This is a genomic window from Salinicola sp. (assembly GCF_982684285.1).
In genome coordinates, this window is record NZ_CEXLVS010000002.1 from 42,072 (window position 1) to 53,040 (window position 10,969).

The window sequence follows — 10,969 nt, forward strand, 5'->3', positions numbered from 1 at the left end:
CAGGAGCCACGATGTCTACTTCTTCCTCCTATCAGCGGCCGCTCTCCTCTCATCGGCATCCGCTGTATTTGGCCGATCAGGTCCGTGAGCTGGACCGCCGCACCATCGATGCCGAGGGTGACGGCTTTGCCTTGATGCGCCGTGCCGGAGAGTCGGCCTACGAGGCGTTGTGTGCCCGCTGGCCGGGCATCCGTCGCATCTGCGTGCTGTGCGGCGGAGGCAACAATGGGGGCGATGGCTATATCGTCGCCGCGCTGGCTGCCGCCGATGGCGTGGCGGTCGACCTGGTGGCGCTGAAGCCGGTGGCCGAGCTCGCGGGCGATGCGCGGCGAGCGGCCGAGCTGGCGGCGGAAGCGGGGGTCGTGCCGGTTGCGTGGAATGACGAACTGACGCTGGATGGGGAGTTGATGGTCGACGCGATGCTGGGGACCGGGGCCCACGGTGCGCCGCGTCCCCCCTATGCCGCGGCGATTTCGGAGGTTAACGCCAGTGGCTGCCCGGTCATGGCGCTGGATGTGCCGTCGGGCGTCGATGTCGATACCGGTCATGTCGAGACGGAAGCGGTGGCGGCGACGCTGACGGTCACGTTCGTTGGCGACAAGCTGGGTCTGCATACCGGTGCGGCCCTCGACGTGGTGGGCGATGTGATATATGCCCCGCTGGGCGTCGATCCACGGTCGCATGGCGACATCGCGCCGGTCGCCTGGCTGCAGACGCGTCAGGATCTGGCCCGGGCCCTGCCACCGCGGAGGCCCGGCAGCCACAAGGGGATTTACGGCCATGTGCTGGTGGTGGCTGGTGCGCCAGGCATGGGCGGGGCGGCGCTGATGACCAGCGAAATGGTGGCTCGCGTCGGCGCGGGCAAGATCAGTCTGGCTACTGATGCGGCCCATGTCTCGGCCAGTCTGACCCGGTTTCCCGAAATCATGGCCCATGGCGTGCGCGGTGCGCCGGATCTCGAGGCGATGGTCGACGCCGCCGATGTCATCGCCGTGGGCCCAGGCATCGGCAGCGGTGCCTGGGGGCAGGCTGCGCTGCAGAGCGTACTGTCAGCCGGCAAGCCCTGCGTGGTCGATGCCGATGGGCTCAATCTGCTGGTGCAAGACGACAGCAATCCTCGTCGCGAAGAGTGGATATTGACCCCGCATCCCGGCGAGGCGGGCAGACTGTTGGGAATTGCTACTGCCGAGGTGCAGCGTGACCGGCGTCAGGCCATCCATGCACTGCATGAGCGCTGGGGAGGAACGATCGTGCTCAAGGGGGCCGGGACGCTGGTCTACGATGGTGAACGAATGACCGTTTGCCCCTTCGGCAACCCGGGCATGGCCAGCGGTGGCATGGGCGACGCACTGACCGGCATCATCGCCGGGCTACTCGGGCAGCTCCCTACCCTTGGCGACGCGGCGAGAATCGGCGTGTTGCTTCATGCGTTGGCCGCCGATGCCGCAGCAGCGAATGGCGGCGAGCGTGGTTTGCTGGCGAGTGATCTGGCATCCTATGCGCGAACTTTAGCCAACCCCCAACCTTTCTCGAGCCATGCCGATCATTCTTGACGACGAAGCCGCCCAGGTAGCGTTTGGTGAATCCCTGGGCCGGGCGCTGGCCGGTCGCGGTCAGGTCCACCTGATCGGCGATCTTGGCGCCGGCAAAACCACCCTGGCGCGGGGCATTGTACGTGCCTATGGCCACATCGGTGCGGTCAAAAGCCCGACCTATACGCTCGTCGAACCCTATGAGACTGAAGCGGCCCGGATCTTTCACTTCGATCTCTATCGCTTGGGCGACCCCGAGGAGCTCGAGTTCATCGGAGCCCGCGACATGCTGGGCGGCGATGGCCTGTGTCTGATCGAATGGCCCAGCCGAGGGGCGGGGTGGTTGCCGATACCCGATCTGGAGATTCATCTGCGGGTAGTGGCGGGCGGTCGTCAGGCGCTGGGCGTGGCGCACAGTCAACAGGGACATGCCGCGCTGGCCAAACTGCCGGCTGATTTGCGCGCTTCGGTGAGTCATGAGGAATCAGTGAGCCACAAGGAAGATGAATGCTGAAAGATGTTCGAGAGATATCGTCCATTACCGCGACCTCACAGCGCGATGTCTCTATGCGATTCGGCACCGGCGTTTTCAGTGGATTACTGCCGCTGGCGCTGCTGCTGGTCTCCACTGTCAAGTGCCGAAGTGGCGCCGAGCGTGAGCGATGGCGTAAAGCCTGGCGTCGAACCCTGACCGCGCTGGTATCGCTTTGCTGCCTCGTCGCTACCGCACAGGCTCAGGCGGTCGAGGTGGACAATATGCGGCTATGGTCGGCGCCGGATCATGTCAGGCTCGTGTTCGACATGTCGGGACCGGTCAACGCCAATGTCTTTACATTGAATAATCCCGATCGGGTCGTTATCGACCTCGACAGCGCCGATCTCGATTTCGATGTCGACAAGCTCGATCTGGATGACAGTGCGATCTCCAAGGTTCGCACGGGCGTGCGCGAAAGCGGCGGCTTGCGCGTCGTGCTCGACGTCGACCGCTCCGTCGTGCCCAAGAGTTTCACGTTGGCGCCCAACGAGCAGTACAGCGATCGCTTCGTGCTCGATCTCAACTACCCCGGTGCCAGTGCGGTCAAGGATCCCATCGATCCTATCGAGGCCATGATTCGCGATCAGGAAATCGCCGCGCAGCGGGCGCAGGCTGAAGCCATTGCCGAAGGCAATCCGCAGAAGGCCGAAGCCGTCGCCTCTGCCGTCGAGGCGCAGCCTCATCCCAAGCGTGACATCATTGTGGCCGTCGACGCTGGGCACGGTGGTGAAGATCCCGGTGCTTCCGGGCCGGACGGGACCCACGAGAAAGACGTCGTCCTCGAAATTGCACGCAAGGTGAAACAGCGCTTCGACCAGACGCCGGGATTCAAGGCCTTCCTGACCCGAGATGGTGACTATTATGTTGGTTTGCGTCAGCGCACCCTGATTGCTCGGCAGCAGAAGGCGGACTTCTTCGTTTCGATCCATGCCGATGCGGTGCGCAGCAGGCAGCCTTCCGGGAGCTCGGTCTACGCATTGTCTCAGGGCGGCGCGACATCGGAGACCGCGCGCTGGCTGGCGGCAAGCGAAAACCAGTCCGATCTGATCGGTGGTGTCGACGGCAGTTTGAGCCTCGACGACAAGGATGAAGTGCTGCGTGGCGTGCTGCTCGACCTGACGATGACGGCGACGATGAACGACTCGCTGGCAACCGGTGGGCAGGTGCTCGATCAGCTCGGACGTATCAACAAGCTGCACAAGTCGAGCGTCGAGCAGGCGGGCTTCGTGGTGCTGAAATCACCCGATATTCCGTCGCTGCTGGTCGAGACTGGCTTTATTTCCAATCCGCGCGAAGAGGCGCAGCTCAAGTCGTCCTCGCACCAGGCCAAGCTGGCCCAGGCGGTCTACGAAGGCATCGTGGCACATTTCCGCCAGCATCCGCCGCCCTCGAGTCTGCTGGCATGGCAGCGCGATCAGGGGCGTGGCAGTGCTAGCAACGAGTATCGCGTACAGGGCGGCGACACGTTGTCTCAGGTGGCATCCAGCCACGGCATTAGCATGAAGGCGCTGAAGCAGGCCAATGGGTTGGATAGCGATATCTTGCGGGTGGGGCAGGTGTTGACCATTCCATGACGACGCTTTGCCTGAAAAATGTCTGCGCTCGGCCATACGGCGTTAAAAATCGGCTTAAAATGCTCATTTACAACCTCGTAAACTCCGCTTTTTCGCCAATTTTTGCCTTGTCTGACCGTCGCTCGTCGATTTTTCAGACAGAGCGGATGAGTTTCGGACGACTGCGTTGGACGGTGAGGAGACGCTGCGATGAATGAGTCACCACGCATCCGCATTCTCGATCCCCGATTGGCTAACCAGATTGCCGCCGGGGAGGTCGTCGAGCGTCCGGCCTCGGTGGTCAAGGAGATCGTCGAGAACGCCATCGACGCCGGTAGTCAGCGTATCGAGGTCGACCTCGAGGCGGGCGGCTCGCGGTTGATTCGGGTGCGCGACGACGGCGTCGGCATCGGCGCGGGCGACCTTCCTCTGGCGCTGTCTCGCCACGCCACCAGCAAGATCGCGTCGCTCGATGATCTCGAGGATGTCTCCAGCCTGGGGTTTCGCGGCGAGGCGCTGGCATCGATCAGTTCGGTGTCGCGCCTGGAATTGATCTCCAACGCGGCCGAGGATCCGTCCGCCGGTTGGCGCGTGGTCGCCGAAGGCCGGCAGATGGAACCGCGAGTCACGCCCGCACCGCATCCTCGCGGTACGTCGGTGCTGGTTCGCGACCTATTCTTCAATACGCCGGCGCGGCGCAAGTTTCTGCGCACCGAGAAGACCGAGTTCGGTCATGTCGAGGAGGCTTTTCGGCGCCTGGCGCTGTCGCGTTTCGATATCGCCTGGCTGTTGCGCCACAACCAGAAGGCCGTGCATCAGCTGCCCGCCGTGGCGTCGGACCAGGCCGGTCGGGAGCGGCGAATCAGTGCGATGCTGGGCAAGCGCTTCCTGAACGAGGCGTTGCACCTCGACCTGGAGGTCACGGGACTGCGGCTGTGGGGTTGGGTCGGCCAGCCAACCTACTCGCGTGCTCAGGCCGATCAGCAGTACTTTTTCGTCAACGGTCGTATCGTCAGGGATCGCCTGGTCGCGCATGCCATCCGTCAGGCTTATCGCGACGTGATGTTCCACGGCCGACATCCGGTGTTCGTGCTGTATCTGGAGCTCGATCCGCGGGTGGTGGATGTCAATGTGCATCCTACCAAGCACGAAGTGCGCTTTCGCGATGGCCGCCTGGTCCACGATTTTCTGTTCTCGAGCCTGCATCGCGCGCTGGCCTCCGTGAAGCCCAACGATGCGGCGGCGGCCGAAGAGCGCGGGAATGGTCCCGCGGACGAATCGGCCAACGGCGAAGCGGAAATGTCGTCGCAGCGGCGGCCGGATGGCGAGACTGACACTGCGGCGGCCTACGCTCCGCCGGACTGGCAGCAACAGCGCATGCCGCTGGCCGGGCAGCATTCGTCAGGCACGGGGCAGCAGGGGCAGAACCGTCCCGCTGCCCAGCGGATTCGCGAATTCATGGCGGGCTACCATGCACTGCATCCGGAGCATGAGTCGACGCTGCTGACACCGCGTGACGGTAACGCGGGAGCCCCGGGCGGCGAGGCGGCCGGGACAGCGCTCCAGGAGCGCCCAGTGCAAACCGTCACGACGCTGCCGGCAAATGACGATACACAGGCGCCGCCGCTGGGCTATGCGGTAGCCCAGCTACACGGTGTCTACATTCTGGCGCAAACCGAACGCGGGATGGTGATCGTCGATATGCACGCCGCCCATGAGCGGATCGTCTACGAACGCATGAAACAGCAGATTCACGCCGGGGCGCTCGACGCACAGCCGCTGCTGGTACCGGTCTCGATGGCGGTCAGTGCCGGCGAAGCCGAGGTCGCCGAACACGAGCGTGAAGCTTTTGCCCGCCTGGGTGTCGTGCTTGACGCCGCTGGCCCCGAGACGCTGCTGATACGCCAGGTGCCGGCGCTGCTGGCGGATGCGGATATCGAGCCGTTGATTCGCGACATGCTTGGCGATCTCGAGCGCTTCGGACGTTCCGATCGTCTCGAGACGCGTATCAACGAGCTGCTCAGTACCATGGCCTGCCACGGCAGCGTGCGCGCCAATCGACTGCTGACATTACCGGAAATGAATGCGCTGCTGCGCGACATGGAACGCACCGAGCGCAGCGGACAGTGCAATCACGGCCGCCCCACTTGGACCGAAATGTCGATGCCGCAGCTCGACAAGCTGTTCCTTCGCGGCCAGTGAACGAGGGCGCCCGTGCACGAGAACGATGATCGCATGAACGACGAGCCGCTGGTTTCCCCGGTACCGAACGACTCTCGACATGACGAGCGGCCGCTGGCGATTCTGCTGCTCGGCCCGACGGCTTCCGGCAAGACGGACAATGCCATCGCGCTGCATCAACGTTTCGGTGCCGAGCTGATCAGCGTCGACTCGGCGATGGTCTATCGTGGTATGGATATCGGCACGGCCAAGCCATCCGTCGCGGAACTCGCCCGCGCGCCGCACCGGCTGATCGATATCCGCGACCCGGCCGAGGTCTATACGGCGGCGGACTTTTGTCACGATGCGTTACGCGAGATGGAAGCGATTACCGCCTGCGGCAAAATGCCGCTGCTGGTGGGCGGGACGATGATGTATGCCAAACGTCTCGTCGAGGGAGTCGCTAGCATGCCCGGCGCTGATCCTGCCACCCGCGATCAATTGCGCCAGCGCGGCGAGCAGGAGGGGTTCGAGGCACTGCATGCGGAGCTTGCGAAGGTCGACCCACAGGCCGCCGAAGCCATTCATCCGCGTAACCGGCAGCGTCTGATTCGCGCGCTCGAAGTGTATCGACTGAGCGGCGTGACGCTCTCCGAGCACTGGCGGCGCCAGCAGCGTGAAAACTTTCCGTGGCGGCTGTTGTCCATTGCTCTCGCGCCTGCAGAACGTCACGTACTTCACGCGCGGATCGCCCAGCGTTTCGATGCCATGCTCGCTGGCGGATTGGTAGCCGAAGTGGCTACATTGAAGCAACGCGGCGACCTCCATGCAGATCTACCATCGATGAAGAGCGTCGGTTATCGGCAGGCATGGGAGTATCTCGAAGGCGCCTGCGATCACGCCGCCTTGCGTGAGCGTGGTATCGCTGCCACGCGCCAGCTGGCCAAGCGTCAATTGACCTGGTTGCGACGCTGGTCCGATCTACATTGGGTCGATAGCTGCGCACCGGACGTGGGCGAGCAGATTGCGAAAATCGTGCGTGAGCACGGTAGTTAGCGTAAAATGGCGGGCTTCGTCGAGACCTGTACTTGCGGCACGCGATGCCGTTGGTGTGATGCCGAGTCAGAACGAATCGCCGCCCAACTAAAACAGCATTACTCATAACAGTATTAGGGAGAGCAACATGTCCAAAGGACAGTCCCTTCAGGATCCGTACCTGAACATTCTGCGCAAGGAGCGCATCCCGGTTTCCATTTTTCTGGTCAACGGCATCAAGTTGCAGGGGCAGATCGAGTCGTTCGATCAGTTCGTCATCCTGTTGCGCAACACCGTCAGTCAGATGGTTTACAAGCACGCCATTTCGACGGTCGTACCGTCCCGTAACGTCCGGTTGCCGCCGCAGGATCCCGCCGCACCCGGACTCGATAGCTAATCGAGAGGTACTGATTGTTTTTCGAACGTCCCGACGCCGGCGAAACGGCGATTCTGGTCCATGTGGACTTTCAGGACGAGCAGGAGCGCGAAGATCCGGGTGAACTCCTGGAACTGGTGCGCTCCGCCGGGGCGGAGTCGGCTACCCTGATTCAGGGCAGTCGACGCCGTCCCGATCCTCGTTCCTTCATCGGCAGTGGCAAACTCGACGAGGTCAAGGCCGCGCTCGAGGCCCATCATGCCGAACTGGTCATTTTCAATCATGCCCTGTCTCCCTCCCAGGAGCGTAACCTCGAGCGTGCGCTCAAGTGTCGCGTGCTCGACAGAACGGGCCTGATCCTCGATATCTTCGCGCAACGCGCGCGAACCCATGAAGGCAAGCTCCAGGTCGAACTGGCCCAGCTCGAATACATGTCCACGCGACTGGTGAGAGGCTGGACGCACCTCGAGCGCCAGAAAGGCGGTATCGGTCTGCGTGGCCCGGGTGAAACCCAGCTGGAGACCGACCGCCGCCTGCTGCGTGGACGGATCAAGTCGATCCACCGGCGGCTGGAGAAGGTGCGCAAGCAGCGCGACCAGAACCGTCGGGCCAGGGCGCGGGCAGAGGTCCCCAGCGTATCGCTGGTGGGTTACACCAACGCTGGCAAATCGACCCTGTTCAATGCGATCACGGCGTCCGAGGTGTATGCCGCCGATCAGCTGTTCGCGACTCTCGACCCGACCCTGCGGCGGCTCGACGTGCCGGACGTCGGCGATGTGGTGCTGGCGGATACGGTGGGGTTCATTCGACACCTGCCCCACAAGCTGGTCGAGGCGTTCCAGGCCACGCTGCAGGAGGCCACCGAGGCTAGCCTGATCGTGCATGTGATCGACGCCGCCGACCCCGACCGCGAACTCAATGTCGCCCAGGTCGACAGCGTGCTGGCGGAGATCGACGCCGACGAAGTGCCCCGACTGCTGGTGATGAACAAGATCGACCTGTTGGGGACATCGCCGCGCATCGAGCGCGACGAGCATGGATTCCCTCAAGTCGTCTGGCTCTCCGCGCGCGATGGCGAGGGGCTCGAGCTGCTGCGCGAGGCACTCGGCGAGTGGCTGGCCGAGGATATCCTGGATATCCGCTTGACGCTGACACCCGAGCAGGGTCGACTACGGGCGGCGCTGCACGAATTGCAGGCGGTGCAAGACGAAGCGTTCGACGAACAAGGGCGTTCGAATCTGGAGATTCGCTTGCCCCGGCGGGAGTTTATGCAGATGATGGCTCGCTTGGGCGAACGCGCCGACGATTATCTACCCACCTCGGAAAAGACACCGGTTGCCGATTGGGAACGGGTTTGAGGTGAGAAAAACGACGCAGGGGAGCTTCGTGGTCCGAGAGTCGGGCCCGAACGATGCAGGGTAACGAGGGTTCGATGTCAGTTCGAACAAGCCCTTTGCACGCGAGTGCAACGCCACGGCGGCTCACGCTCCCGATGCCATGCGTAATGCTTTGGCCTGACGCAACGCTTTGACTGCATCATTGGAGACTAGGTATGGCTTGGAATGAGCCTGGTGGTGGCAATAACCAGCAGGACCCCTGGGGCGGCGGAGGGGGCCGGCGCCCGAGTGGTAATGGTGGCAACAACGGTGGTGGCAATCAGGGGCCGCCGGACCTCGATGAGGCGCTGAAGAAATTTCAGGACAAGATCAATCGGCTGCTGGGCGGGCGCGGCAAGCGCTCCGGTTCCGGCGGTGGCGAGGGTTCCGGCGGTGGCGGCAAGCGCAACCCGTTCGTGCTGCCGATCCTGGTGCTGATCGTCGCGGTCGTGATCTGGGCCGGTTCGGGTTTCCACCTGATCGACCAGTCCGAGCGCGGCGTGGTGTTCCGCCTCGGCAAGTACACCGACACCTTGAATCCCGGCCTGCACTGGAATCCGCCGATCATCGATCGGGTGGACAACGTCAACGTGACCAGCATCCGTTCCGCCACCCAGACGGACTCGATGCTGACCAGCGATGAAAATTTCGTTCGCGTCAGCGTGTCGACCCAGTACGTGGTGAGCGATGCGCATGCCTTCCTGGTCAACGTCAACGAACCGGAAATGACGCTGCAGAACGCAATGGACTCGGCCCTGCGCCAGGAAGTGGGCAACATGCATCTGCAGGAGATCCTGACCACCGGCCGTGATCGGCTGGGGCAGCGTATCTTCGACCGTCTGACCGCCTACATGGACGCCTACGGAACCGGCCTGCGCCTGCAGACGGTCAACGTCGAGTCGACGGCGCCGCCGGATCAGGTCCAGAACGCCTTCGACGACGTCATCCGTGCCCGCGAGGAGCGCCAGCGCTCCATCAACCAGGCCAACGCCTACAGCCAGGCCGTGGTGCTCGAGGCCAAGGGGCAGAGGCAGCGTCTGGTCGAGGAGGCCAACGGCTACAAGGCGGCCATCGTGTCGGATGCCACGGGCCAGACCAATCGCTTCAACTCGCTGCTGGGCGAATATCGCCAGGCACCGGACGTGACCCGGCAACGCCTCTATCTGGAAACCATCAGCAAGGTGCTGAGCAATACGCCGAAGGCGCTCGTCGACCTGGGCGACAGCAATGCCGTGACGGTACTGCCGCTCAACCAGATGCAGGCGGGCGGCAATGCCGGTGGCAAGAGCGATTCCTCGTCGATGAGCATGCAACAGCTCGAACAGATATCACGTCAGGTAGTCGATCACATGAACAGTGGCTCGCAGCAGCCGACGCGTAGTTCCAGCCTGCGGGAGGGTCGCTAATGTTTAATAACCGCGCCCTGATTGGCGTCATCGTCCTGGCGTTGCTGGCATGGTTCGCCAGCGCCAGCTTCTACGTCGTCAACGAGACCGAACGCGCCATCAAGCTGCGTTTCGGCGAAGTGATCGAAAACGACATCGGCCCCGGTCTGCATTTCAAGCTGCCGGTCTTCAACACGGTTCGCATCTTCGATGTGCGAGTGCAGACGGTGGACTCCAGCGCGACCCGCTATCTGACCGCGGACTCAAAGGCGGTCATCGTCGACTCCTTCGTGAAGTGGAAGATTGCCGATCCGCAGCAGTTCTACGAAGCGACGCGGGGCAACATCCAGGTCGCCGAGAACCTGATCGCGCCGCGAACCGACGAGGCGCTGCGTAACAAGTTCGGTCAGACCGAAATGTCCTCCATCATTCAGGAGCGGATCGCTGCCGAAAGTAACAACAAGGGGCTGCCGGGCAAGAACAAGGGGCCCGATACCGTCGAGGGCGCCCGGGAAGAGCTTATGGTGGAGCCGGTACAACAGCTCGATCAGGCCATGCGCGACGAACTTGGTGTCCATATTCTCGACATTCGCGTCAAGCGCATCGAGCTGCCTCCCGAGGTGACCCAGGCCGTCTACGAGCGGATGAACTCGGAGCGCGAGCAGGCAGCACGAACCTATCGTGCGGAGGGCTCCCAGCAGGCGGAGGCGATTCGTGCCGATGCCGACCGTCAGCGTCAGGAAATTCTGGCCAACGGGCGCCAGGAAGCGGAGACCACCCGGGGTGAAGGCGATGCCCAGGCGGCCAAGATCTACGCCAGCGCCTACCAGCAGGCACCGGATTTCTTCTCCTTCTACCGCTCGATGCAGGCCTATCGCGACAGCTTCAGTGGCGAAGGGAAGGACCTGCTGGTGTTGAGTCCCGACAACAGCGACTTCTTCCGTTACCTGAAAATTCCGACCCCTGACGGGACCTCGGCGCCGTGAGCCGCGACAGCCGCGAATAGTGCGGGAAAAC

At 63.1% G+C, this 10,969-nt stretch carries 9 protein-coding genes; all 9 read left to right on the plus strand.

Annotation, left to right across the window (positions count from 1 at the left end; translation table 11 throughout):
- Nucleotides 1-11 precede the first annotated feature (11 nt).
- Nucleotides 12-1,553, plus strand: coding sequence for an NAD(P)H-hydrate dehydratase (locus tag AC3AYF_RS00480; protein WP_295035714.1), 1,542 nt, complete (start codon nt 12-14; stop codon nt 1,551-1,553).
- Complete coding sequence (tsaE, locus tag AC3AYF_RS00485; RefSeq protein WP_295035716.1) at nt 1,537-2,046, plus strand: tRNA (adenosine(37)-N6)-threonylcarbamoyltransferase complex ATPase subunit type 1 TsaE; 510 nt, start codon at nt 1,537-1,539, stop codon at nt 2,044-2,046. The genes AC3AYF_RS00480 and tsaE overlap by 17 nt, the downstream gene beginning before the upstream one ends.
- Nucleotides 2,040-3,641, plus strand: coding sequence for an N-acetylmuramoyl-L-alanine amidase (locus AC3AYF_RS00490; protein WP_487779285.1), 1,602 nt, complete (start codon nt 2,040-2,042; stop codon nt 3,639-3,641). Before tsaE ends, AC3AYF_RS00490 begins: the two co-directional genes overlap by 7 nt.
- A gap of 189 nt (nt 3,642-3,830) precedes the next feature.
- Nucleotides 3,831-5,822, plus strand: a complete 1,992-nt coding sequence (gene mutL, locus AC3AYF_RS00495; RefSeq protein ID WP_295035718.1) for a DNA mismatch repair endonuclease MutL — start codon at nt 3,831-3,833, stop codon at nt 5,820-5,822.
- 33 nt (nt 5,823-5,855) lie between these two features.
- A complete protein-coding gene (gene miaA / locus AC3AYF_RS00500) occupies nt 5,856-6,836 on the plus strand; it encodes a tRNA (adenosine(37)-N6)-dimethylallyltransferase MiaA (protein ID WP_295035738.1) in 981 nt (326 codons plus the stop codon).
- Nucleotides 6,837-6,963: 127 nt separating this feature from the next.
- Nucleotides 6,964-7,212 carry an RNA chaperone Hfq gene (gene hfq / locus AC3AYF_RS00505; protein ID WP_295035720.1) on the plus strand — a complete coding sequence of 83 codons (249 nt, stop codon included), beginning with the start codon at nt 6,964-6,966 and terminating at the stop codon, nt 7,210-7,212.
- A 14-nt stretch (nt 7,213-7,226) separates the two neighbouring features.
- Complete coding sequence (hflX, locus tag AC3AYF_RS00510) at nt 7,227-8,549, plus strand: ribosome rescue GTPase HflX (protein ID WP_295035722.1); 1,323 nt, start codon at nt 7,227-7,229, stop codon at nt 8,547-8,549.
- A 194-nt stretch (nt 8,550-8,743) separates the two neighbouring features.
- A complete protein-coding gene (hflK, locus tag AC3AYF_RS00515; RefSeq protein ID WP_487779286.1) occupies nt 8,744-9,973 on the plus strand; it encodes an FtsH protease activity modulator HflK in 1,230 nt (409 codons plus the stop codon).
- On the plus strand, nt 9,973-10,938 hold the full coding sequence (gene hflC, locus AC3AYF_RS00520) for a protease modulator HflC (protein WP_295035730.1): 966 nt from the start codon (nt 9,973-9,975) through the stop codon (nt 10,936-10,938). The genes hflK and hflC overlap by 1 nt, the downstream gene beginning before the upstream one ends.
- The last annotated feature ends 31 nt before the right edge of the window (nt 10,939-10,969 follow it).

Excerpts from the sequence above, each read along its gene's own strand:
- mutL (WP_295035718.1), top strand. The coding sequence starts at position 3,831 with ATGAATGAGTCACCACGCATCCGCATTCTCGATCCCCGATTGGCTAAC.
- miaA (WP_295035738.1), top strand. The coding sequence starts at position 5,856 with ATGAACGACGAGCCGCTGGTTTCCCCGGTACCGAACGACTCTCGACAT.
- hflC (WP_295035730.1), top strand. The coding sequence starts at position 9,973 with ATGTTTAATAACCGCGCCCTGATTGGCGTCATCGTCCTGGCGTTGCTG.
- AC3AYF_RS00490 (WP_487779285.1), top strand. The coding sequence starts at position 2,040 with ATGCTGAAAGATGTTCGAGAGATATCGTCCATTACCGCGACCTCACAG.
- hflK (WP_487779286.1), top strand. The coding sequence starts at position 8,744 with ATGGCTTGGAATGAGCCTGGTGGTGGCAATAACCAGCAGGACCCCTGG.
- hfq (WP_295035720.1), top strand. The coding sequence starts at position 6,964 with ATGTCCAAAGGACAGTCCCTTCAGGATCCGTACCTGAACATTCTGCGC.
- AC3AYF_RS00480 (WP_295035714.1), top strand. The coding sequence starts at position 12 with ATGTCTACTTCTTCCTCCTATCAGCGGCCGCTCTCCTCTCATCGGCAT.
- tsaE (WP_295035716.1), top strand. The coding sequence starts at position 1,537 with ATGCCGATCATTCTTGACGACGAAGCCGCCCAGGTAGCGTTTGGTGAA.